Annotated in this window: 22 protein-coding genes; 12 read left to right on the plus strand and 10 right to left on the minus strand. The window is 74.3% G+C overall.

Annotation, left to right across the window (positions count from 1 at the left end; translation table 11 throughout):
• Positions 1-19: 19 nt before the first annotated feature.
• Complete coding sequence (locus tag ACZ67Q_RS27115; RefSeq protein WP_471187002.1) at positions 20-811, plus strand: acyltransferase; 792 nt, start codon at positions 20-22, stop codon at positions 809-811.
• Positions 812-929: 118 nt separating this feature from the next.
• Here the strand turns inward: ACZ67Q_RS27115 and ACZ67Q_RS27120 are convergent, their stop codons facing one another.
• Positions 930-1,787 (minus strand): EamA family transporter, encoded by an 858-nt coding sequence (locus ACZ67Q_RS27120; protein ID WP_471187005.1) that lies wholly within the window; start codon positions 1,785-1,787, stop codon positions 930-932.
• Between the two features lie 109 nt (positions 1,788-1,896).
• Here ACZ67Q_RS27120 and ACZ67Q_RS27125 point away from each other — a divergent pair, with 109 nt between their 5' ends.
• Both ACZ67Q_RS27125 and ACZ67Q_RS27130 read left to right on the plus strand, forming a co-directional pair.
• Complete coding sequence (locus ACZ67Q_RS27125; protein ID WP_471187008.1) at positions 1,897-2,469, plus strand: helix-turn-helix domain-containing protein; 573 nt, start codon at positions 1,897-1,899, stop codon at positions 2,467-2,469.
• 43 nt (positions 2,470-2,512) lie between these two features.
• Positions 2,513-3,070, plus strand: a complete 558-nt coding sequence (locus tag ACZ67Q_RS27130; RefSeq protein ID WP_471187011.1) for a YbaK/EbsC family protein — start codon at positions 2,513-2,515, stop codon at positions 3,068-3,070.
• 18 nt (positions 3,071-3,088) lie between these two features.
• Here the strand turns inward: ACZ67Q_RS27130 and ACZ67Q_RS27135 are convergent, their stop codons facing one another.
• Positions 3,089-4,207, minus strand: a complete 1,119-nt coding sequence (locus ACZ67Q_RS27135; RefSeq protein ID WP_471187014.1) for a cation diffusion facilitator family transporter — start codon at positions 4,205-4,207, stop codon at positions 3,089-3,091.
• 61 nt (positions 4,208-4,268) lie between these two features.
• Here ACZ67Q_RS27135 and ACZ67Q_RS27140 point away from each other — a divergent pair, with 61 nt between their 5' ends.
• Positions 4,269-4,628: an ArsR/SmtB family transcription factor gene (locus ACZ67Q_RS27140; RefSeq protein WP_471187017.1), complete on the plus strand. Its 360-nt coding sequence runs from the start codon at positions 4,269-4,271 to the stop codon at positions 4,626-4,628.
• 48 nt (positions 4,629-4,676) lie between these two features.
• Here the strand turns inward: ACZ67Q_RS27140 and ACZ67Q_RS27145 are convergent, their stop codons facing one another.
• Together ACZ67Q_RS27145 and ACZ67Q_RS27150 are read right to left on the minus strand one after the other, a co-directional pair.
• Positions 4,677-5,885 carry a 4-hydroxybenzoate 3-monooxygenase gene (locus tag ACZ67Q_RS27145; RefSeq protein ID WP_471187020.1) on the minus strand — a complete coding sequence of 403 codons (1,209 nt, stop codon included), beginning with the start codon at positions 5,883-5,885 and terminating at the stop codon, positions 4,677-4,679.
• 28 nt (positions 5,886-5,913) lie between these two features.
• On the minus strand, positions 5,914-6,321 hold the full coding sequence (locus tag ACZ67Q_RS27150; protein ID WP_471187023.1) for a CoA-binding protein: 408 nt from the start codon (positions 6,319-6,321) through the stop codon (positions 5,914-5,916).
• Positions 6,322-6,436: 115 nt separating this feature from the next.
• On the opposite strand from ACZ67Q_RS27150, the gene ACZ67Q_RS27155 reads away from it, so the two are divergent.
• The 5 genes from ACZ67Q_RS27155 (at position 6,437) to ACZ67Q_RS27175 (ending at position 12,724) form a co-directional block, all read left to right on the plus strand.
• Positions 6,437-7,171, plus strand: coding sequence for a hypothetical protein (locus ACZ67Q_RS27155; RefSeq protein WP_471187026.1), 735 nt, complete (start codon positions 6,437-6,439; stop codon positions 7,169-7,171).
• Positions 7,172-7,187: 16 nt separating this feature from the next.
• A complete protein-coding gene (locus ACZ67Q_RS27160) occupies positions 7,188-7,733 on the plus strand; it encodes a SixA phosphatase family protein (protein ID WP_471187028.1) in 546 nt (181 codons plus the stop codon).
• Positions 7,734-7,773: 40 nt separating this feature from the next.
• A complete protein-coding gene (locus ACZ67Q_RS27165) occupies positions 7,774-8,400 on the plus strand; it encodes a YigZ family protein (protein ID WP_471187031.1) in 627 nt (208 codons plus the stop codon).
• Positions 8,401-8,508: 108 nt separating this feature from the next.
• Entirely contained in the window at positions 8,509-9,672 is a 1,164-nt protein-coding gene (locus ACZ67Q_RS27170) for an exonuclease SbcCD subunit D (protein WP_471187034.1), read from the plus strand.
• 70 nt (positions 9,673-9,742) lie between these two features.
• On the plus strand, positions 9,743-12,724 hold the full coding sequence (locus ACZ67Q_RS27175; protein ID WP_471187037.1) for an AAA family ATPase: 2,982 nt from the start codon (positions 9,743-9,745) through the stop codon (positions 12,722-12,724).
• A 21-nt stretch (positions 12,725-12,745) separates the two neighbouring features.
• Here ACZ67Q_RS27175 and ACZ67Q_RS27180 read toward each other — a convergent pair whose 3' ends face one another.
• A complete protein-coding gene (locus ACZ67Q_RS27180) occupies positions 12,746-13,192 on the minus strand; it encodes an Lrp/AsnC family transcriptional regulator (RefSeq protein ID WP_469811287.1) in 447 nt (148 codons plus the stop codon).
• Between the two features lie 184 nt (positions 13,193-13,376).
• Here ACZ67Q_RS27180 and ACZ67Q_RS27185 point away from each other — a divergent pair, with 184 nt between their 5' ends.
• Positions 13,377-13,856 (plus strand): rhodanese-like domain-containing protein, encoded by a 480-nt coding sequence (locus ACZ67Q_RS27185; RefSeq protein WP_471187041.1) that lies wholly within the window; start codon positions 13,377-13,379, stop codon positions 13,854-13,856.
• 111 nt (positions 13,857-13,967) lie between these two features.
• Here the strand turns inward: ACZ67Q_RS27185 and ACZ67Q_RS27190 are convergent, their stop codons facing one another.
• Both ACZ67Q_RS27190 and ACZ67Q_RS27195 read right to left on the minus strand, forming a co-directional pair.
• The gene (locus ACZ67Q_RS27190) at positions 13,968-15,656 is read right to left on the minus strand and encodes a DUF885 domain-containing protein (RefSeq protein ID WP_471187043.1); all 1,689 of its coding nucleotides are present in this window, start codon (positions 15,654-15,656) and stop codon (positions 13,968-13,970) included.
• 117 nt (positions 15,657-15,773) lie between these two features.
• The gene (locus ACZ67Q_RS27195; protein ID WP_471187046.1) at positions 15,774-16,262 is read right to left on the minus strand and encodes an Lrp/AsnC family transcriptional regulator; all 489 of its coding nucleotides are present in this window, start codon (positions 16,260-16,262) and stop codon (positions 15,774-15,776) included.
• A 122-nt stretch (positions 16,263-16,384) separates the two neighbouring features.
• Here ACZ67Q_RS27195 and ACZ67Q_RS27200 point away from each other — a divergent pair, with 122 nt between their 5' ends.
• A complete protein-coding gene (locus tag ACZ67Q_RS27200; RefSeq protein WP_471187049.1) occupies positions 16,385-17,593 on the plus strand; it encodes a trans-sulfuration enzyme family protein in 1,209 nt (402 codons plus the stop codon).
• Positions 17,594-17,752: 159 nt separating this feature from the next.
• On the opposite strand, the gene ACZ67Q_RS27205 is transcribed toward ACZ67Q_RS27200, so the two are convergent.
• From ACZ67Q_RS27205 to ACZ67Q_RS27215, 3 genes are all read right to left on the minus strand, one after another.
• Positions 17,753-19,222: a GNAT family N-acetyltransferase gene (locus ACZ67Q_RS27205; protein ID WP_471187052.1), complete on the minus strand. Its 1,470-nt coding sequence runs from the start codon at positions 19,220-19,222 to the stop codon at positions 17,753-17,755.
• Between the two features lie 214 nt (positions 19,223-19,436).
• The gene (locus tag ACZ67Q_RS27210) at positions 19,437-21,020 is read right to left on the minus strand and encodes an alkaline phosphatase D family protein (protein WP_471187055.1); all 1,584 of its coding nucleotides are present in this window, start codon (positions 21,018-21,020) and stop codon (positions 19,437-19,439) included.
• A gap of 212 nt (positions 21,021-21,232) precedes the next feature.
• Positions 21,233-22,066 carry an alpha/beta fold hydrolase gene (locus ACZ67Q_RS27215; protein ID WP_471187058.1) on the minus strand — a complete coding sequence of 278 codons (834 nt, stop codon included), beginning with the start codon at positions 22,064-22,066 and terminating at the stop codon, positions 21,233-21,235.
• 230 nt (positions 22,067-22,296) lie between these two features.
• Between ACZ67Q_RS27215 and ACZ67Q_RS27220 the strand changes: the two genes are divergently transcribed.
• The gene (locus ACZ67Q_RS27220; RefSeq protein ID WP_471187061.1) at positions 22,297-23,058 is read left to right on the plus strand and encodes a GntR family transcriptional regulator; all 762 of its coding nucleotides are present in this window, start codon (positions 22,297-22,299) and stop codon (positions 23,056-23,058) included.
• The last annotated feature ends 75 nt before the right edge of the window (positions 23,059-23,133 follow it).

Raw genomic sequence — 23,133 nt, forward strand, 5'->3', positions numbered from 1 at the left:
TTACGGTGAGCGGGTGCTTATGCGCAAGAACACGTTCTCGTCCTGGCGGCGCCGCCTCGCGCAGCGCGCCGTCCACGCCGGCTGGGGCTGGGTGCAGCGCACCGGCTCGGTGACGGCGGAGCACCCCGGGCGCTTCCGCTTCGGCGCGATGGGAACAGGTACCAGACTCGCCTTCCCGCTCGGTACGGTCTTCGGCGAGCCGTGGATCCACCTCGGCTCCCATTGCATCGTCGGCGAGCAGGTCACCCTCACCGCCGGTCTGATGCCCGATCTCGACCTCGGCCCCGAGCCGATCCTGCGCCTCGGGGACGGCGTGGTGCTGGGCCGCGGCAGCCATGTCATCGCCGACACCACGGTCACGATCGGCAGCGACTGCTACTTCGGGCCGTATGTGTACGTCACGTCCACCAACCACTCCTACGACGACCCGCACGAGCCCATCGGTCGGCAGTGGCCGCGGATGGAGCCGGTGGAGATCGGGCCCGGCTGCTGGATCGGCACCGGGGCGGTGATCCTGCCGGGCGCGCGGATCGGCCGGAACGTCGTGGTCGCGGCGGGCGCCGTGGTGCGCGGCACGGTCCCCGACCACGCGGTGGTGGCGGGCGCGCCCGCCCGGGTCGTACGCCGCTGGACGCCCGAGGACGGCTGGCAGCCGCCGCTGCGCACTCCGGCGCCGGTGCCGATACCGGAGGGTGTCACGCCCGAGCAGCTTCTGGCACTGTCCGGGCTGGACGAGGAGACGGTGGCGCGCCTGGCCGAGCTGGACGAGGAAGAGGGGACGGGGCTGGCCCGTCTGGAGACGGACGCCTGATCCGGTGCGGCGGGCCTGCTGGTGACGGGTGCCCGAGCCGCGGCGGGTCTGCTGCTGACGGGTGTCTGAGAGGGTGTCGGCCTGCTGGTGACGGGTGTCCGGGGTCGCGGCGACCGGCTCACCCCGTCGCCAGCAGCAGCGTGCCCAGCAGCGCGAGTCCCGCTCCCGCCGCCTGTACGCCCCGCAGCCGTTCGCGCAGGAAGCCGCGAGCGGCCAGCGCGGTCACCACCGGGTAGAGCGAGGCGAGCACCGCGGCCACGGTGACCGGGCCGTGCTGGGCGGCGACCGAGTACGTGCCGTTGGCCGAGACGTCCGCCAGTCCGACGAAGGCCAGTGCGGGCAGCGCCCCCCACGGGAAGCGTCCCTCGGGCAGCGCGGGCGCGCCCCGCTTGACCGAGACGTACAGGGCGGCGCCGCCCGCGGCCACATTGGTCAGCCGCTGGACGAACAGCGCGAGGAACAGCCCGGTGACGGTGGTCGACGCCTCCGCGATCAGCGCGAACACCGCGCCGAAACCGAGTGCCGCGACCAGCGTCAGCACGATGGTCTGCCGCTGGACCGGTGCCCCCTTGCGCTGTGGCCCGCCCGCCAGGACGACGCCGCCGACGGCGACGGCGGCACCCGCGACCTGCATCAGTCCGGGCCGCTCGCCGAGCGCCAGCCCGACGCCGATCGGCACGGCCACGCTCAGCGACGCGAGCGGGGAGACGACGCCCATCGGCCCGCGGGCGAGCGCCTGGTAGAAGCAGATCATCGCCACCGGGCCAACCAGGCCGGCCGCGAAGGCGAACCACAGGCGCGGTCCCGCCTCGCTCCAGCCGCCCGTGGCGGCCACGATCGCACCGAGTACGGCTGCGGCGATGGTCTGCGAGACCACCACCACGGTCAGGGCCGGTGCGCGTCGCGTCAGCACCCCGCCGCCGAAATCGGCCAGACCCCACAGCAGGCTGGTGGCCAGTGCGAAGAATGCTGTCACGGGACGCCTCGCAGTACAGTTCGGTGGACGATCGGGTGCAGCCCACCGTAGTTCAGTACGGTGAACTCTACCATTCAGAATATTGGACTTCCCGGATATTGGACGGAATGTGTCGGACCTCGACCTGCTGACCCAGTCCCTGGCACGCAACGTCAAGCGCTGGCGTACCGAGCGCGGATTCACCCTCGACGCGCTCGCCGCACGGGCCGGCGTCAGCCGCGGCATGCTCATCCAGATCGAGCAGGCCCGCACCAACCCGAGCATCGGCACGGTCGTCAAGATCGGCGACGCGCTGGGCATCAGCATCACCACCCTGCTCGACTACGAGCAGGGTCCGAAGGTGCGCATCGTCCCCGAGGAGCAGGCCGTACGGCTGTGGCACACCGACGCGGGCAGCTACAACCGCCTCCTCGCCGGTGCCGAGGCCCCCGGCCCGCTGGAGATGTGGGACTGGCGGCTGATGCCGGGCGAGTCCAGCCCGTCCGACCCGCACCCGGCCGGCACGGTCGAGCTGGTGCACGTCACCGCCGGCGAGCTGACCCTCACCGTGGACGGCGTCGCCCACCGTATTCCGGCCGGCGCCAGCGCCTCCTTCGAGGCCGACACCCCGCACACCTACGGCAACGAGGGCGACGAGCCGATGGAGATGATCATGGCCGTCTCGGTGCCGGCCGTGCGCTGAGACGCCCCCGCGTCCCGCCCGCCGCACTTGCTAGCGTGCGGTCATGCAGGCACCCATCGGACACTTCGACCGGGCCACCCCCGCCCCCGACTGCCTCGACGAGCTGACCCGCCCCGTCGCCGACGCCGTACGGCACTGGCGCGGCAGCGTCCCCGCCGAGCAGATCGTCTACGTCGACACCGACCCGCAGTGGGCCGACACCGCCGTCTTCGTCGAGCACTACGGCCGTGAGCTGCTGGAACAGAGCGCGAACTGTGTCGTCGTGGCCGGCAAGCGCGGCGGCGAGACCACGCTCGCCGCGTGTCTCGTCCTGTCCACCACCCGGGTCGACGTCAACGGCGTCGTCCGCCGTCACCTCGGCGTGCGCAAGGCGTCCTTCGCGTCCATGGACACGGCGACCGGGGAGACCGGCATGGAGTACGGCGGCATCACGCCCGTCGGACTTCCCGCCGACTGGCCGCTGCTGGTGGACGCGGCCGTCGTCGACCTGCCGTACGTGCTGGTCGGCAGCGGGCGGCGGCGCGGCAAGCTGCTGGTGCCGGGCAAGGCGTTCGCCGAACTGCCCGGCGCGGTGGTGCTGGAGGGGCTGGGCGTCGCCTGAGTCGCCGCTGCCTTGGTGTCAGGCGGCCCGTGCGTGGTGGGCCAGCGCCAGGTGCGGGTCCGCCTCGCCCGGCACCGGCGCCGGGTCCGCGTGCACCAGGGCCGCCGTCAGCCGCGGCACCGCGTGCAGCAGCGCGTGTTCGGCGTCCACGGCGATCGCGTGCGCCCGGCGCACCGACACCTCGCCGTCCACCACGACCGCGACCTCCGCCCGCAACCGGTGCCCCGTCCAGCGCAGCCGCAGCTCGCCCACCCCCCGCACGCCGGGAACCGTGCGCAGCGCCGCCTCCGCCTTGTCGACCAGGGCCGGATCGACGGCGTCCAGCATCCGCCGGAACACCTCGCGGCCCGCGTCCCTCAGCACCAGCGCGATCGCCGCCGTGATCGCCAGTCCCACGAGCGGGTCGGCCAGGTCCCAGCCCAGCGCCGACCCGCCCGCGCCCGCCAGCACGGCCAGCGACGTGAACCCGTCGGTGCGGGCGTGCAGCCCGTCGGCTACCAGCGCGGCCGAGCCGATCTCCCGGCCGACCCGGATCCGGTACCGGGCCACCCACTCGTTGCCGGCGAACCCGACCAGGGCGGCCACCGCGACCGCCCCGACATGGGACACGGGCCGCGGATCGAGCAGTCTGCCGACCGCCGCCCACCCGGCGAACGCCGCCGACGCCGCGATGGTCAGCACGATCACCAGTCCGGCCAGGTCCTCGGCGCGCCCGAAGCCGTAGGTGAAGCGCCGGGTGGCGGCGCGGCGGCCCAGGACGAACGCGATCCCGAGCGGTACGGCCGTCAGCGCGTCCGCCGCGTTGTGCACCGTGTCGCCGAGCAGCGCCACCGACCCGGACACCGCCACGACCAGTGCCTGCGCGAGCGCCGTCACGCCGAGCACGGCCAGCGAGACCCACAGCGCGCGCATCCCGCGGGCGGAGGACTCCAGGGCGGCGTCCACCTTGTCGGCGCTCTCGTGGGAGTGGGGGGTGAGGAGATGGGCGAGGCGGTGGCGGAAGCGGGAGTGCGGGTGCCGGTGGGGGGCGTGCCCCTCCTGCGGGTGGCCCGCGTGCCCGTCGTGGCTGTGGCCGTGGTGGTGGGGGTGCTCGCCGTGCCGCTCGGGCCGGTGCTCGTGCTGGTGCCGGTCGCTCACGCCTGTCCCCTTTCGGTGCGCGGAGGTGGACGTACCCCGCCCACGGCGCCATTATGTGCGTATGAGCGCACGCATGCACCTCTCATCTGCGAACGATGCGCACCCGCGCACTCCCGGCGAGGAACAGTTCGCGCTCGCGGCCGAGCTGCTGGCGCTGCTCGGGGACCGCACCCGGCTGGCGCTGCTGCACGCCCTCGCCGCCGAGGAGGCCGACGTCACCACGCTCACCGAGGCGTGCGGGGCCGCCCGCCCGGCCGTCAGCCAGCACCTGGCCCGGCTGCGCCTGGCCGGACTGGTGATCACCCGCAAGGAGGGGCGCCGGGTGATCTACGCCCTGCGCGACGGCCATCTGCGGCGCCTGGTCGACGAGGCGCTCAGCGTCGCCGACCACCGCCTCACCGACCGGCCCCCGCACGACTGAGCCACTGGCGCCGCCGGCGCTCAGCGGTGAGGGCAGCGCTCCGCCGTGTCAGTAGCGCTCCGCGCTGCCCAGGTACTGCTCGGCGAAGGCGGCGGCCGCCACCGGCGAGCTGAACAGACGCCGCAGCCGGGCCAGTGAGGTGCCCGTGCGGAACGCGTCGCCCGCCGCCGCCCCGTGGTACACCTGCGACAGCCACTGCGAGAACTCCTGGTAGTCCCAGACCCGGCGCAGACACGCCTCGGAGTAGCCCTCGAGCCCGCTGTCGTCACCCCTCGTCAGCCGCGCGACCAGCGCGTCGCCGAGCAGGAAAGCGTCGTACAGTGCGAGGTTCATGCCCTTGGCCGCGATCGGCGCGACGAGATGGGCGGCGTCCCCGGCCAGGAACAGCCGGCCGGACGCCATCGGCTCCACGACGTAGTCGTGCATGTCCAGCACGCGCTTCTCGATCAGCGGCCCCTCGACCGGCTCCGGCGCCCCCTCGGCCGCGAGCCGCAGCCGCAACGCGTCCCACACGCGCGCGTGCGACCAGTTCTCCGGGGCGTCGCCGGGCGGGCACTGCAGGTAGTAGCGGGTCATCTCGGGGCTGCGCGGCATCTGCCCGGCGAACCCCTGAGGGTGGACGCCGAACAGCACACAGTCCGTGGACGGCGGCGCCTCGGCGAGCAGCGCCAGCCAGCCGAGGCCGTAGTCGTGCCGGGCCACCCGGGCCCGGCCGCCCGCCAGCGCGGCCCGCGTCACCCCGCGCGCCCCGTCGCAACCGGCCACGAAGTCGCAGCGCAGCAACCGTCGTTCACCCGTGTCGGGACAGGTGTACGACACCGACGGCCGGTCGGCGTCCACGTCGTGGACGGCGACGTCGCGCACCGCGAACCGGACGTCCCCGCCGCGCTCGTCGGCGTAGACGCGCAACAGGTCGCTCACCAGCAAGGGCTGCGGATACACCCAGTGATGGCGCCCGGTCAGCTCACCGTAGGCGAAGCGGTGGCGGCCGCCGTCGAAGCGGAACTCGCACGCCGTGTGCCGCTGGGCAGCGCCCAGCAGCCTCTCGCCGAGGCCCCGCTTGTCCAGCTCCCGGACCGCCCACTCCTCCAGGACCCCCGCTCTGGGCCGCCGTTCGACGAACCGCCGGGTCTCGGTCTCCAGCACCACGCAGCGCACGCCTGCGGCCGAGAGGAGGTTGGCGACCGTCAGGCCGGCGGGTCCTGCGCCCACGACAACGACGGGAACGTGCTGTATATCAGGGGAGTTGGGGGTCACGCCGTCATTATGGCGGCGGCCCCGCGGGTCAGCGCAGCCTGGGGATCTCGATGGCGGGGCAGCGGTCCATCACCATCTCCAGACCCGCGTCGCGCACGCGCGCGTAGGCGGCCCCGTCGATCACCCCCAGCTGGAACCAGACCGCCCGGGCGCCCTTGGCGACGGCCTCGTCCGCGACACCCCCGGCCAGGTCGCTGTTGACGAAGACGTCGACCACATCCACGTCGAAGGGGATGTCCGCGAGCGTGGCGTACCCCTGCTCGCCGTGCACGGTCTCCGCCTTCGGGTGCACCGGCACGATCCGCTTGCCGAACCGCTGGAGCACCTGCGCCACGCCGTACGCGGCGCGGTCGCGGTTCGCGGACAGGCCGACCACGGCCCAGGTGTCCCCGAGCTCGGTGAGGATCTTGCGGATGGTTGCCTCGTCGCCGTACACCGGCGGCCTCCCTCGGCCTCGGAAGTGGAAATGAAACGGTTCTGCGAACCACAACCGACGAGGGGCGGCCGGGATTCCACCTGCGCGCCGACGGCGACGGGCCTAGGCTCGCTGCGTGCTGCGCATCACCGACGCCCGAACCGGCGAGACCCTCGAGGCCGCGCCCGTGCGCCGCGGGCTGACCCGCATCGAGGCGCACGCGCCCGCGCACGACTCCGCGTCCCTACGGGTCCTGCTCGTCACCGATCTGCTCGTGCGCGCCCTCGAACTGGGCGGCACGCCCGTGTGGGCGCTGCTGGCCGGCCGCGGCGGGCAGGCGGAGCTGCGTGCGAGCGCGGCGGCCCTCGGCATCCGGCCGCTGGAGGACAGCCACGACGTGGGGGCCGGCCTGGGTGAGGCCCAGGTCATCCATGTCGTGGCGGAGGGCGGTGGCGCCCCCGACGGCGTCCGGCTCGCCGTCGGACCCGTGACGCCGGCGGGTCTGCCCGCGGACTGCCTGCGGAGCGACGCCGACCCCGCGGCCGTACGCCTCGCGCTGCTGTCCGAGCCGCGCACCGCGTCGGCCCGGCTGGACCCGGACACCGTGGCCGCCGCCCGCGGCACCCTCGCCCGGTGGCGCCGCGCCGTCGCCGACTGGGCGCGCCACCCCTCGCGGCCCATCCCCGAGGACGTGCGCGGCGACCTGCGCACCGCCTGGGAGGACGACCTGGACATGCCCGCCGTGCTGGACGTGCTGCGCCGGGTCGAGGCGGCCGGGCCCGAGCTGCCGGAGGGCGCCCGCTTCGAGACGTACGCCTATGCCGACCGGCTGCTCGGCCTCGACCTGGTCCGTGATCTGGGGGCGGTGTGAGCGCGAGGTGGCCCGGATGACCGCCGCGCGCTCCGGTTCCGGGCCGCTGCGCCGGCTGGTCGTCCTGCGGCACGCGAAGTCGGCGTGGCCGGAGGGCGTCCCCGATCACGCCCGCCCGCTCGGCAAGCGCGGCCGCCGCGACGCCCCCGCCGCCGGGAGGGCGCTCGCCGAGGCGGACCTGCTGCCGGACCTCGCCGTGTGCTCCACCGCGCTGCGCGCCCGGCAGACCTGGGAGCTCGCGGCCGCGCAGTGGGGCACCCCGCCGCCGGTGCGCTACGAAGAACGCCTGTACGCGGCCGACGCGGCCGACCTGCTCGCGGTCGCCCGCGCGACCCCGCCCGAGGTGGAGACCCTGCTGCTCGTCGGGCACAACCCGGGCCTCGAGGACCTCGTCCTGACGCTGGCCGGGGACTTTATCGACGACACCCTGGAGCGGGTCCGGGTGAAGTTCCCCACCTCGGCGATCGCGGTGCTGACCTGGTACGGCCACCGCTGGTCCGGCCTCGCGCCGGGCGCCGCCCTGCTGACCTCGGTGACCGTGGCCCGGGGCGCCAAGAAGTAGCGCGGCCGAGCGTGTCCCGCCGTGCGCATAGGCTGGCCGGATGCAGGACGAGTACCGCACGATCGGCCGCGCCGGGGTGCACGAGACCGAGGTCAACCGCTCCCGCTTTCTGTGCGCGCTGGCCCCGGCGGCCACCGAGCAGGAGGCGCAGGCCTTCATCGCCGCGGTCCGCAAGGAGCACGCCGACGCCACGCACAACTGCTGGGCGTACGTCATCGGGGCCGACGCCTCGACCCAGAAGGCGAGCGACGACGGGGAGCCCGGCGGTACCGCGGGCGTGCCGATGCTCCAGATGCTGCTGCGCCGCGACATGCGTTACGTCGTCGCCGTCGTCACCCGGTACTACGGCGGCGTCAAGCTGGGCGCCGGCGGACTGATCCGTGCCTACGGCGGCGCGGTCGGCGAGGCCCTGGACACGCTGGGGACGATCACCCGCCGGCGGTTCCGTCTGGCCACGGTGACCGTCGACCACCAGCGGGCCGGCAAGGTGCAGAACGACCTGCGGGCCACCGGCCGCGAGGTGCGGGACGTGCGCTACGGCGAGGAGGTCACGATCGAGATCGGGCTGCCGGACGCGGACGTGGACGCCTTCCGCGCCTGGCTGGCGGACGTGACGGCGGGCACAGCCGGGTTCGAACTGGGCGGGGAGGCCTACGGGGACGCCTGACAATTCGGGACAAAGCGGATATAACTGGCCTGCTGGGGAACGGTCATGGCGGGCCGTTACGGGAGTAACCACCCGTGATGTCAGACCCGGCCGTTAGTCTCGGGGATCATGAGGCTGCTGCACACTTCCGACTGGCATCTGGGCCGGGCGTTCCACCGGGTGAACATGCTCGACGCCCAGGCCGCCTTCGTCGGTCACCTGGTCGCCACCGTGCGCGAGCGCGGCGTCGACGCGGTGGTCGTGTCGGGAGACGTGTACGACCGCGCGGTGCCGCCGCTCGCCGCGGTCGAGCTGTTCGACGACACCCTGCACCGGCTCGCCGACCTCGGCGTGCCCACGGTGATGATCTCCGGCAACCACGACTCCGCCCGCCGCCTCGGGGTGGGCGCCGGACTCATCGACCGCGCCGGCATACACCTGCGCACCGACCCCGCGGGCTGCGCCGTCCCGGTGGTGCTGCGCGACGCGTTCGGCGACGTCGCCTTCTACGGCCTGCCGTATCTGGAACCGGCCCTGGTCAAGGACGAGTTCGGCGTCGAGAAGGCGGGTCACGAGGCGGTGCTGGCCGCCGCGATGGACCGCGTCCGCGCCGACCTCGCCGGCCGCGCGCCCGGCACCCGCTCCGTCGTCCTGGCGCACGCCTTCGTCACCGGCGGCCAGGCCAGCGACAGCGAGCGGGACATCACCGTCGGCGGGGTCGCCGCGGTGCCCGCCGCCGTCTTCGACGGGGTGGACTACACGGCCCTCGGCCATCTGCACGGGTGCCAGACCATCACCGAGCGGGTGCGCTACTCCGGCTCACCGCTCGCGTACTCCTTCTCCGAGGCCGACCACCGCAAGAGCATGTGGCTGGTCGACCTCGGCGAGGGCGGCGCGCTCACCGCCGAGCGGATCGACTGCCCGGTGCCGCGCCCGCTCGCCCGGCTGCGCGGCACCCTGGAGGAGCTGCTCGCCGACCCCGGCCTCGACCGGCACGAGGAGGCGTGGGTCGAGGCCACCCTGACGGACGCCGTCCGCCCCGCCGACCCCATGGCCCGGCTCACCGAGCGCTTCCCGCACACCCTCAGCCTGGTCTTCGCACCCGAGCGGGCGCCCGAGGACCCCCAGGTGACCTATGCCCGCCGGCTCGCCGGGCGCAGCGACCAGCAGATCGCGGAGGACTTCGTCGCCCATGTGCGCGGCGCGGGACCGGACGCCGACGAACAGGCAGTCCTGCGCGAGGCGTTCGACACCGCGCGCGCCGACGCGGCGGTGCGCGAGGTAGCGCGGTGAGCGGGCGTGCGATGAGCGGGTGTGCGGTGACGGCGGACTTGCGTGCGGCGATGGTGGGGGAGGTGGCCCGGTGAGGCTGCACCGGCTGGACATCACGGCCTTCGGGCCGTTCGGCGGCGAGCAGAGCGTCGACTTCGACGCCCTCTCCGCGGCCGGTCTCTTCCTGCTGCACGGCCCGACGGGCGCCGGCAAGACGTCGGTGCTCGACGCCGTCTGCTACGCCCTGTACGGCTCCGTGCCGGGCGCCCGCCAGGGCATGACCCTGCGCAGCGACCACGCCGACCCGCGCATCCGCACCCAGGTCACCCTCGACGTGACCGTCGCGGGCCGGCGGCTGGAGATCACCAGGCAGCCGCCGTGGGAGCGCCCGAAGCTGCGCGGCAAGGGCAGCACGGTCGACAAGGCCCAGACCTGGCTGCGCGAGTACGACTCCGTGACCGGCGCCTGGAAGGACCTGAGCCGCTCCCACCAGGAGATCGGCGAGGAGATCACCCAGCTGCTCGGCATGAGCCGCGAGCAGTTCTGCCAGGTCGTCCTGTTGCCCCAGGGCGACTTCGCCCGGTTCCTGCGCGCCGACGCCGAGGCCCGCGGTCGCCTGCTCGGCCGGCTCTTCGACACCCAGCGCTTCGCGGACGCCGAGAAACGGCTCGCCGAGCGCCGCCGTACCACCGAGACTCGGGTGCGCGACGGCGACGCGGCGCTGCTCGCCGACGCCCACCGGATGCAGCAGGCCGCCGGTGACGCCATGGAACTGCCCGAACTGACGCCGGGCGAGCCGGGCCTGGCCGACGCCGTATTGAGCGCCGCCGCCGTCGCCCGCTCCACCGCCCGTGAGCAGCTCGCCATAGCCCGCTGCCGCCTGGCGGCCGCCGAGTCCGCGCAGGCCGCCGCCGACCGTGCGCTGGAGGACACCCGGGAACTGGCCCGGCTCCAGGCCAGGTTCGCCCAGGCCCGGGAGCGGGCCCGGCTGCTGGAGGAGCGCGCCGAGGCGTACCACGCGGCGCAGGCGCGCATGCAGCGCTCCCGCAAGGCGGAGGCCGTGGCCCCGGCGCTGCAGCTGCGGGACGACGCCGAGGCCGAGCACGAGCGCGCCGCCCGGCAGGAGACACGCGCGCGTGCCCTGCTGCCCGAGAGGTACGCGGACGCCGGGGCGGCCGGCCTCGCCGCCGCCGCGCGCCGGGCCGCCGAGGAACTGGGAGGGCTGGAGTCCGCCCGCCGCGCCGAACAGCGCCTCACCGCCCTCCTCACCGAACGCGCCGGGCTGGACCGTCAGGAGCGCGCCGACGACGACGTCCTCGCCGACGCCGAGCAGTGGCTCGCCGGGTGGCAGGAGACCCGCGCCGGCCTGCAGAGCCGTATCGACGCCGCCCAGGAGGCCGCGACCCGGGCCGAGCAGCTCGCCGAGCGGCGCGAGCCCGCCCAGCGGAGGCTGCGCGCCGCCCGCGAGCGCGACCGGCTCACCGAGGAGACGGCGGCGGCGGCCGACCTCGCCCGCCGGGCCGGGCAGGCCGTGCTGGCGGCCAAGGAGCACTGGCTCGACGTCAAGGAACAACGGCTCGACGGCATCGCCGCCGAACTCGCCGCCCGCCTCACCGACGGCGAACCCTGCGCCGTGTGCGGCGCCACCGAGCACCCCGCGCCCGCCCGCAAGGACGCCGGGCACATCGACCGGGACGCCGAGGAGGCGGCGCTGGCCGCCTACCAGCAGGCACAGCAGCGGCAGGGCGACGCCGAGCGGCGCCTGGCCGCGGTACGCGAGGCGCTGGCCGCCGCCACCGCCGAGGCCGGCGACGACCCGGCCGACCGGCTCGCCCGGGAGGCCGACGAGGTGGAGCGCCTCTTCGCCACCGCCCGGCGGGACGCCTCCGCGCTGCACGCCGCCCAGGAGGAACTGCGCCGGGCGGAGCAGGAACGCGAGCGCCGCAGCGCCGACCGGCAGGAGGCGGCCGTGCGCGCCGCCGCCCGTGTCGGCCACCGTGAGCGCCTGGAGCGGGAACGGGCCCTGCTGGAGGAGGAGCTGGCGCAGGCCCGCGGCACCGCCGGCAGCGTCGCCGCGCGGGCCGCGCAACTGGAGCGCCGGACCGCCCTGCTCACCGACGCCGCCGAAGCCGTACGCGCCGCCGAAGATGCCGCCCAGAGGCTGAAGGACGCCGACGCACGGCTCGCGGACGCCGCGTTCCGCGCCGGGTTCGACACCCCGCAGGCCGCCGCCGAGGCGCTGCTCACCGACCTCGAGCACCGCGAGCTGCAACGGCGGCTGGACGCCTGGCAGGCCGAGGAAGCCGCCGTCCGCGCCATGCTCGCCGAGACCGACGCTGCGGCCGCCGACCGTCAGCCCCCCGCCGGCCTGGCCACCGCCGAGCGGGCCGCCGCCGCGGCCGCCGAACGGCTGCGCGCCGCCGCCTCCGCGTGCGACGCCGCCGCCCGCCGCTGCACCGAACTGGACCGCCTCTCCGCGCGCGCCGCGCAGGGCGTGCGCCGGCTCGCCCCGCTGCGCGAGGAGTACGACCGGGTGGCCCGGCTGGCCGCACTCGCGGCCGGCACCTCCGCCGACAACGAACGACGGATGCGCCTGGAGTCCTACGTGCTCGCGGCCCGGCTGGAACAGGTCGCCGCCGCGGCCACCGCACGGCTGCGGCGCATGTCGTCCGGCCGCTACACCCTCGTCCACTCCGACGACCGCACCGGGCGCGGCCGCAGCGGTCTCGGCCTGCACGTGGTCGACGCCTGGACCGGCCGCGAACGCGACACAGCGACCCTGTCCGGCGGCGAGACCTTCTTCGCCTCCCTCGCGCTCGCGCTCGGCCTCGCGGACGTCGTCACCGACGAGGCGGGCGGGGTGCGGCTGGACACCCTCTTCATCGACGAGGGCTTCGGCAGCCTCGACGACCAGACCCTCGACGAGGTCCTGGACGTGCTCGACTCACTGCGCGAGCGGGACCGCAGCGTCGGCATCGTCAGCCATGTCCCCGACCTGCGCCGCCGCATCCACGCCCAGCTCGAGGTGGTCAAGGGCAGATCGGGTTCGGTGCTGCGACGGCGCGGTCACTGACCGGGCGAGCGGTGGACGCGTCTACTGACCGAGCGCGCGACGGGCGAGCGGCGACGAGTACACCACGCTCGTCGTCACCGAGCCGAGCGCGCCGATCCGGCCCGACACCTCCTCCAGGTGCCGCATGGACCGGGCGGCGACCTTGATGACGAAACAGTCGTCGCCCGTCACGTGATGCGCCTCCAGGATCTCCGGTGTCGCGGCGACCAGGTCGTGGAACGGCTTGTAGTTGCCGTTGGGGTAGCGCAGGCGCACGAACGCCAGGATCCCGAGCCCCAGCCGCTCGGGGTCCACGACCGCGGCGTACCCCTTGATCACCCCGGCCTCCTCCAGCCGGCGCACCCGCTCGGTGACCGCGCTCGCGGACATGGAGACGGCGCGGGCCAGCTCGGCGAAGCTGGCGCGCCCGTCGCGCTGGAGGACGTCGAGGATGCGCCAGTCGGTGGCGTCCGGGGAAAACGCGGTCATCCCCGAGGGATAGCAGGGGAATCGACGGTCGCACAAGGTTCACGCCGGGGAACGCCCCTTCAAGAAGATGATCAACGGGCCGTAGATTTCAGGACATCGACGACAGCCTGCGTCACCCCGACGACAGCCTGCGTCGCACCGACGACCGCGCTCGTCGCTTCGGACTCCACTGAAAGGCCGGCCCATGACCACCACGACGACCGCCAACCCCGTCCTGCGCGTGGCGCCCGCCGCCCCCGCCGAGGCGGCCGCCTACTTCCGCGCCTCGCTCGTCTTCCACGCCGACGTCTCCGACGTCGCCGCCGCACTCGCGGCGGGGGGCGACCCCGGCTTCGTGGTCCTGGACTCCCGCTCCACCGCCTCCTGGGACCAGGGCCACGTCCCCGGCGCGGTCCACCTGCCCACCGCGCTGATCGCCGAGCAGGCCGAGCAGCTCCTCGACAGGAACACGCCGGTCGTGACGTACTGCTGGGGCCCCGGATGCAACGGCGCGACCCGCGCCGCGCTCGCCCTCGCCGAACTCGGCTACCAGGTCAAGGAGATGCTCGGCGGCTTCGAGTACTGGGTGCGCGAGGGATTCGCGTACGAGACCTGGGAGGGCGACGAGCAGCGCGCCGCCGACCCGCTGACCGCTCCGGTGGACGCGGAGGACTGCGGCTGCTGACCCGGCAACCGGGGGTGACGGTGCACACCGGCACCCCCGGTCCCGTCGACGCGGGTCACGCCGCCGGCGTGCGGGCCGCGGCAGCCCGGCACCGCGCCGGGCGGCGGCCGGTCACAGCCGGGACAGCTCCTCCACCAGGTCGTCCAGGCCCAGCGAGCCCTGGGAGAGGGCGGCCATGTGCCACGCCTTGAGGTCGAAGGCGTCACCGTGCCGCGCGCGGGCGTTCTCCCGGCCGGTGAGCCACGCCCGCTCACCCAGCTTGTAACCGATGGCCTGGCCCGGCATCGTCAGATAGCGGGTCAGCTCGCTCTCCACGAAGTCCGCCGGCCGGCTGCTGTGCGCGCCGAAGAACTCCTGCGCCAGCTCCGGCGTCCAGCGCTCACCCGGGTGGAACGGCGAGTCCCCCGGGATGTCCAGCTCCAGGTGCATGCCGATGTCCACGATGACCCGCAGGGCCCGCATCATCTGCGCGTCCAGGTAGCCGATGCGCTCCTCGGCGTCCTTGAGGAAGCCCAGCTCGTCCATCAGGCGCTCCGCGTACAGCGCCCAGCCCTCGGCGTTGGCGCTGACCATGCCGACCGAGGACTGGTAGCGGGACAGGTCCCCGGCCACGTGCGTCCACTGGGCGAGCTGCAGATGATGGCCGGGGACGCCCTCGTGGTACCAGGTCGACACCAGGTCGTACACCGGGAAGCGGGTCTGGCCCATCGTCGGCAGCCAGGTGCGCCCCGGGCGGGAGAAGTCCTCCGACGGGGACGTGTAGTACGGCGCCGCCGCACCGCCGGGCGGAGCGATGCGGGACTCCACCCGCCGCACCCGCTCGGCGAGTTCGAAGTGGGTGCCGTCCAGCGCCTCGATGGCCTCGTCCATCAGACCCTGCAGCCACGCCCGGACCTCTTCGACGCCCTCGATGTGCCGGCCGTGCTCGTCGAGGTGCGCGAGCGCCACCCACGGGGTCGCGGCGCCGGGCAGGATCTTCTTCGCCTCCTGCCGCATCTCGCCGAGCAGGCGGTGGTACTCCGCCCAGCCGTACGCGTACGCCTCGTCCAGATCGATGTCGGTGCCGTTGAAGGAGCGCGACAGGACGGCGTAGCGCTCGCGGCCCACCGTGTTCGGGGCGCCCTCGACCACGGGGGCGTACACGTCGCGCATCCAGTCGCGCAGTTCGGCGACGGCGGCGGTCGCCTCGCGTGCCGCGCCGTCCAGCTCCGCGCGCAACGCGTCCGGCCCGGCGGCCGCGAAGTCCTCGAACCAGCCCCGGCCCTGCCCGGTGTCCGCCCACTCGGTGAGCTGCCCGACGAACGTGGCCGTCGGGCGGGGCGCGGCGTACAGCTTGCGCTCCAGGCCGAGCGTCAGGGACTCCCGGTACCCGGCCAGCGCCCGCGGTACGGCCCGCAGCCGCTCGGCGATCGCCGCCCAGTCCTCGTCGGTCTCCTGCGGGGTCACCGTGAACACCTCGCGCACCTGGTGCGGCATGGTGTGCAGGTTGCCGACGGCGCGCAGGTGCTCGTCGGCCCCGTGCACGGCCAGTTCCGCGGTGAGCCGCTCGCGCAGCAGCCGCGCGCAGCGCCGCTCGATGTCGCTGTCGGCGCCGGGCCGGCGCTCCGCCTCGTCCAGCTTCGCCAGGGTGGCCCGCGCCAGATCGGCCAGCGCGTCGGCGCCGGCCGGGGACGTGTCGGGCATCCGGCGCGAACTCTCCGGTACGCCGAGGTAGGTGCCGGTGATCGGATCGAGGGCGATGAGCTCGTCGACGTAGGCGTCGGCGACCTCGCGGGGCAGCGAGCTCTTGGTCTCTGACATGCCGCCATCCTCGTACGCGTGCCGCCACCGCGTCTGCCGGGTTTCCCCTACGGCTGCCGGCGTCGGCCGGATTCCGACCAGCGGCTCGCCGGAGCCGGCCGCCTGCCCGGCGCCTCGTCAGGGTGTCCCAGGGCGCTCCGGCGGCAGCAGGGGCCCGCAGTCCCACTGCTGGAAGATCAGCCGGGTCTCCACGCGGGCCACCTCGCGGTGGGCCGTGAAGTCGTCCAGCACCAGGCGTTGCAGATCTGCCATGTCCGCGACCGCGACATGGACGAGGTAGTCGTCGGGGCCGGTGAGATGGAAGACGGTCCGGGATTCCGGCAGGGCCCGGATGCGCTCGACGAACGGTCCCACCAGCTCCCGCCGGTGCGGTCTGACCTGCACCGACAGCAGCGCCTCCAGGCCGCGGCCCAGCTTGGCCGGGTTCAGCCGCAGCTGGTGGCCGAGAATCACGCCGGAGCGGCGCAGGCGCGTCACCCGGTCAAGACAGGTCGACGGTGCGACCCCGACCTGCGCGGCGAGGTCCCGATAGGTGGTCCGGGCGTCGTTCTGCAGCAGCCGCAGCAGATGCAGATCGACCGGATCCAGTACGACGGATTCGGTCATGCGCCGAACGTAGCACGGGTTTCGGCCACATCGCCCCGGCCGGTGTTCACCCTTCCGGTCAGGGCGAGCTGATCGACAGCCGTCCCGCCCGGGGGACCCCTGGAACGGCCAGGGGTGCCCGCGTGGACCCCGAGGAGACCCCTGTGGAGGCGCCCGTGGACACCGCCCGTACGACCCGCAGAGCACTGGCCACGGAGGCCGTGCACGCAGGCCGCGACGACCTCGCCCGCCAGGGCCTGCACGCCCCGCCCATCGACCTGTCGACCACCTACCCGTCGTACGACAGCCGCGGTGAGGCCGCTCGCATCGACGCCTTCGCGACCACCGGCGCGGAACTGGACGGGCCGCCCGTGTACGCCCGGCTCGGCAACCCGACCGTCGCCCGCTTCGAGACCGCGCTGGCGAAGCTGGAGGGCACCGAGTCCGCGGTCGCGTTCGCCAGCGGCATGGCCGCGCTGAGCGCCGTCCTGCTGGTGCGCGCCTCGATGGGCCTGCGGCACGTCGTCGCCGTACGGCCGCTGTACGGCTGCAGCGACCACCTGCTCACCGCCGGACTGCTCGGCACCGAGGTGACCTGGACCGACCCGGCCGGCATAGCCGACGCGCTGCGCCCGGACACCGGCCTGGTCATGGTCGAGACCCCGGCGAACCCCACCCTCGCGGAGATCGACCTGCGGGCCGTCGCCCACGCCTGCGGCTCGGTGCCGCTGCTCGCCGACAACACCTTCGCCACGCCGGTGCTCCAGCGGCCCGCCGAGCGGGGCGCGCGGCTCGTGCTGCACAGCGCCACCAAGTACCTCGGCGGCCACGGCGACGTGATGGCGGGCGTGGTGGCCTGCGACGAGGAGTTCGCCGGGCGCCTGCGCCAGGTGCGGTTCGCCACCGGCGGCGTCCTGCACCCGCTGGCCGGCTATCTGCTGCTGCGCGGCCTGTCCACCCTGCCGGTCCGGGTGCGCGCCGCCTCCGCGAACGCCGCCGAACTCGCCGGCCGGCTCGCCGCCGACCCGCGTGTGGCCCGCGTCCACTACCCGCGCATCGGCGGCGCGATGGTCGCCTTCGAGGTGCACGGCGACCCGCACGAGGTCATCGCCGGGGTTCGGCTGATCACCCCGGCGGTGAGCCTCGGCAGCGTCGACACGCTGATCCAGCACCCGGCGTCGATCAGCCACCGCATCGTGGACGAGGGGGACCGCCGCGGGGCGGGCGTGAGTGACCGGCTGCTGCGGATGTCGGTGGGTCTGGAAGACGTGGAGGATCTCTGGGCCGATCTGGACGGAGCGCTCGCCGGGGCCTCGGACCGGTCCCGGACGAGCGCGGCCACCGCGCGCTGACCCTGGGGCAGAGCGTGATCGTGCGCTGACCTCGCACACCGGCGGGGGCGCGCCGGCGGTGCGCCGCGAAAGCCGACGGGGGCGGCTCGGCGGTGCGCCGCAAAGGGCGACGGGGACGGGGCCCGGCGGAACACCGCCGGGCCCCGTCCCCGGGTCGCCTCAGTCCCGCGTCACGCTCTCGTCGTACCGGGCGCTGTTCCCGCCGTACTGCTGCACGCCCAGCCGCGGCCGGTCGTACGGCAGCCGGGAGCCGACCGGGACCGCGTCAAGGCGGGCGGTGATGACCAGGGTGCCCTCTTCGATCTGGTAGTCGAGGGGCAGCCCGAGCCCGCGCATCGCGGCGACCATCCCGGTGTTGGAGGCCTGCGTGACGGCGTACACGCTCTCGCAGCCCGCCTCGACCGCCATGGACACCAGCCGGCCGAGCAGTTCGCTGCCGATGCCGCGCCGCTGCCACTCGTCCTCGACCAGCAGGGCGACCTCGGTCTCGTCGCCGTCCCACAGCAGATGGCCGAGGCCGACGATGCGGCCGGAGGCGGTCTGCACGGCGAGCGTGCGCCCGAAGCGCGGGCTGAGCAGGTGGTTCAGATAGCGGTCCGCGTCCCGGACCGGCCCGTGGTAGCGCAGGGACAGCGTCCGCGCCGAGCACCGCTCGTGCATCGCCTTCGCCGCCTTGAGGTCCCCGGTGTCGGCCCGCCGCACGGTGATCGGGCTTCCCTCCGGCAGCGTCAGCAGGTCAGTGCCGACCGGGACCCGCGGCCCGAGCCGCGCGTCCAGCTCCACCAGGGCGCGGGCCCGCGCGAACTCCGTCGGGGTGAACGGCAGATACGGCCGCTCGACGGTGAGGACGCCGCCCTCGGGCGCCCGCAGCCGCAGCACGGTGTCCTCCAGCACGCCCTCTTCCGGGACGGCGTCGTCGCCGCCGGCCGTGGCCGCGGGCAGCGACCGGATGGTGCAGCGGCCCAGCAGCTGGCGCAGGGCCAGGGGCAGTTCCGCGGTGTCCAGGGCGGTACGGGTGGCCAGAGCCAGGACCCGGGTGGGGGCGTCCACCAGATCGTGGGCGTCGGCGCGCTCGATCCAGGTGCCGGTGCCGCCGGCCAGGGCCACCACCCGGGTCAGCTCGGCGGCCGTCAGCGTGCCGGGGGAGCGCAGCAGGAACTCGTCCACGGCGGTGTCGCCCAGCGGGTGCGCCTGCAGGCTCAGGATGTCGACCCGGTGCCCGGCCAGGGCCGTGCACAGCGCGGCGAGCGAGCCGGGCTGGTCCCGCACGGTCGTGCGCATCCGCCACAGGGTGCTCTCGGCGCCCACCGCGTCCGCGGTCCCCGGCGCCGGGGAGTCCTGCCCGGCCGGCGGCTCGGCGGAGCCCGGCCGGGCGCCGGTATCACCGGTCGGCGGGGCGTGTCCGTGCCTGCGTGACCACCATGTGTGGAAGCCGGCCGTGGCCGTCAGTACCACCGCCGACGCCACCAGCAGCACCGGTCCGTCGGGGCCGTGCCCGATCAGGTTCGCCACGCCGTCGGCCACCGCCACGGCTGTGAACATCGCTGCCAGCTCCACCACGTCGCGACGCCAGTGGTGGACGGGCCGGCCGTGCCGGGCACGCTTCACATCGGGAATCTCTCTCTTCATGCACCCACTGTGAAGGAACGGTGTTGCGTGATCACGAACGTCTTGTGACCGATGGGTAAAGCGTGCTTCTAGAGATTTTGTCCGTTATGTCACAGCTGCGTTGCGGCGGTGCCGACGGCCCCACGCCACCGGGGAGTTGCCACGCGCCGCGCTCCGGGGGATGACTCCGGGGCGCGGCGCGGGCACCGAGGGTACGCGAGACCTCACACCGTCCTCACTGGCCGACGCGGCCCGGCTGGAGGACCTGCGTGAACAGCACGGTGCCGTCCTGCTCACGCAGCCGGACCGTCAGCTCACCGCTGTCGCCGTCGATGTCGACCTCGCCGAAGAACTGGTAGCCCTCGGCCGGTGAGACGTTCCCCCTGGCAGGCGCCTTCACGAACACCCGGTCGGGGCCGAAGGTGCCGTCGAGCGCACTGGCCGGGAAGGCCCCCGCGTTCAGCGGCCCGGAGACGAACTCCCAGAACGGCTCGAAGTCCTTGAACGCGGCCCGCGACGGGTCGTAGTGCTGGGCCGAGGTGTGGTGCACATCCGCGGTCAGCCACACCGTGCCCGTGATCCGGCGGTGCTTGACGAACCGCAGCAGCTCGGCGATCTGCAGCTCACGGCCGAGCGGGGCGCCCGGATCGCCCTGCGCCACGGCCTCGAAGTTCGGCCGGCCCTCCACTCCGTCCGGCACGACCAGCCCGAGCGGCATGTCCGCGGCGATCACCTTCCACACCGCGCGCGAGCGGGCCAGCTCGCGCTTGAGCCACTCCAGCTGCTCACGGCCGAGGATGCCCTGCGGGTCGGTGGTCTGGTCGTCGGGGGAGTTGGCGTTGCGGTAGGTCCGCATGTCCAGCACGAACACGTCCAGCAGCGGGCCGTGGTGGACGACCCGGTAGATGCGGCCGTCGCCGCGTGCGCCCACGGTGGATACCGGGAAGTACTCGGCGAAGGCGCGCCGGGCGCGCGCCGCCAGGTCGTCCAGCCGGGTGCCGGCCGGGTAGGGGGTGCCGGAGGCGATGACCTCGCCCGGGTACCAGTTGTTGCGGACCTCGTGGTCGTCCCACTGGATGATGTTCGGCACCTGCGCGTTGAACCGGCGCAGCGCCGCATCGAGCAGGTTGTAGCGGAAGTTGCCGCGGTAGTCGGCCAGCGTCACGGCGACGTGGGACTTCTCCTCGCTTGTCACCGACCGGTACACCGAGCCGTCCGGCAGCGCGGCCGTGGCCGCGATGGGGCCGTCGGCGTAGATGTTGTCGCCGCTGCACAGGAAGAAGTCCGGGTCCAGCTTCGCCATCGCGTCGAAGATGCGGTAGCCGCCGATGGACTCGTTGATGCCCCAGCCCTGGCCGGCCAGATCGCCTGACCACACGAACCGCACGCCCTGCCGCCGCCGCACGGGCGCCGTCCGGAACGTTCCGGCCACCGCTTCGCCGGTACGGCGCGGGTCGTCGGGGTCGGCGAGCCGCACCCGGTAGTGGATCTGCTCGCCGGGCGGCAGCCCGTGCAGCCGGGTCGTGCCGGTGAAGTCGGTGTCCGAGCCCAGCAGCGGGCCCTGCCAGCGGCGCGGATTGCGGAACGACTCGGTCGCGGACGTCTCCACGATCATGCGGGCGGCGCGGTCCGAACGCACCCAGATCAGGCCGGAGTTCGAGGTCACGTCTCCTGCCTGCACCCCCCAGCCCGCCTCGGGGCGCCCGGAGAGGGCGAAGGCCGGCGCCGCGCCGAGCCCCGCCGGCAGGGACAGAGCCGCGGACGCGGCCAGCGAGCCGCGCAGCACACTGCGGCGGCCGGGATGCGGACGGTGCGACATGGAGGGCCTCCAGGGGGCGGGAATCAGCCGATGTGCACCCCACACCTACTGGCGCTCCCCGGCGCACACGGAAACCACAAGTGAACAACTGCCCGTGACGCGACGGCGGCAGGCGACGCCGGGGTGCGGCCGATCGCCGTAATGCCGCCTTTTCCCGTGCACGGCACAGGGGCTGACGTGGCGTCAGCCCCTGAGTCGATGCCGGTGTGACGTCAGTCTCGGCTGCCGTCGAGGATGACCCGCGCGACCAGGGCCGGGTCGTCGTTCATCGGGCAGTGCCCGCAGCCGGGCAGCCGTACCAGCCGGGCCCGCGGCATGACCTGCTTGGCGCGCACACCCTGACGGGGCACCAGCAAGCGGTCCCGGGTGCCCCAGGCCACGGTGACCGGGATGCCGGGAATGTCCTCGTCGAACCGGACCGTGGCGCCGGCCGCGAGCGTCGCCGCGAACCCTGTCGCCTCGGCCAGTGCCCGGGTCTCGGCGACCACGGCCTGCGGGGTGCGGCGGCCGGGCCGGGCGTAGATGGTGCTCGTCAGGACCGTGCGGCCGGCCGTCGAGCGGGACAGCTGCTCGACCAGCGGCAGGGGCAGCCGGCGGGAGATGCCGCGCATGGCCAGCAGGACGCCGAACGCGTACCGCCGCTCGGCCTCGGACCAGAAGCCGGCCGGGGACAGCGCGGTGACCGACCGCACCAGCCGCTCGCGGCCGAGTTCCAGGGCGATCAGCCCGCCCAGGGAGTTGCCCGCCACGTGCGGGCGGTCGAGTTCCAGCGCCTCGCACAGCGCGCCGAACACGGCGGTCGTCGTCGGCAGGTCGTACGCCAGTGTCTGCGGCAGTGCGGGGGAGGCACCGAAACCGGGCAGGTCCACGGCGATCACGTCCCGGTCGGCGGCGAGGATGTCCACCACGGGGTCCCAGGCCTGCCGGTGATGGCCGATGCCGTGCAGCAGGAGCAGCGGTGCGCCGCGGCCCACGCGCGCGTAGGAGACGGTCACCGGCTGCGGGCCGTGCGGGGAGGGGACCTTGAAGGAGAGCGTGGCGGACATGCGGGGCTCCTCGGGGACTCACGGACGGACGCCGAGTAGACAGCTTGTCAGTAATTGCTACTGACGGGTAGCCCCAAGGGCGGCTCCATGGCGCGCCGATGAACGCGACGAGAGGTCGAGGATTGGTCTTGACCAAGGGTGTGGGCCGTCCTATGGTCGCAGACAAGTGCAACAACCTTTAATAAACAAGGGCGCTAAACGCCGCCGGATCAGGCATCGCGGAGGACAGGGTGGGGACCACGCAGCTGGAGACGGTGCCGGAACCCAAGTACTGGCATCTCAAGACCGTGCTCACCGAGGCGCTCGACTCCGAGTTCGCGGTCGGTGAGATCCTGCCCAACGAGCGTGAGCTGGCCGCCCGCTTCGGCGTCGCCCGCGCCACCCTCCGGCAGGCCCTGGAACAGCTCGAGCTGGAAGGCCGGCTGCAGCGGCGCCGCGGCGTCGGCACCACCGTCGCGCCGCCCCGCATGGGTGTGGCCGTCGGCACCGAGGAACACGCCTGGCCGAGCGTCGGCAGCGACGCCTGGCAGCCGGCCGACTGCGACCTGGCCGTGCCGCCCGCCGCTGTCGCCGACGCGCTGGAGACCGGCCGCGACGAGGCGGTGCACATCGTGCGCCGCACCCGCGTGAACAACGGCCAGACGGTGGCCGCCGAACTGCTCTACATCCCGCAGGGCTCTGTGCCCGAGCTGACCGGCATCGACGCTCCCTCCGGGCCGGCCCGTGCGCGGGCCGTGCTGCGCGAACTGCAGCGGCGGGAGGCGGCCGGCCAGGACCGCGCCGTCGAGCTGGGCTCGGCCGGGGCCGACGACGCCAAGGCGCTGGACCGGCTCCCGGGGGCGCCGGTCCTCGTCGTCACCACCCGGTACTTCGCCGAGGGCCGCACCGCCGCGCTGTCCGTCGCCACGTACCGCGCCGACACCTGCCGGCTCACCTTCGGCGACTCGGGCAGCGTCGAGATCCACCACGACCCGGAGCGCCGGGCGTCCTGACCCACCGTCACCGCACCCGCGCCCCGGCCGACCGGGGCGCACCGGGCCGAACCGGGCGGGGTGGGTGCCGGCGCG

The organism is Streptomyces sp. NPDC036813, from assembly GCF_055609245.1.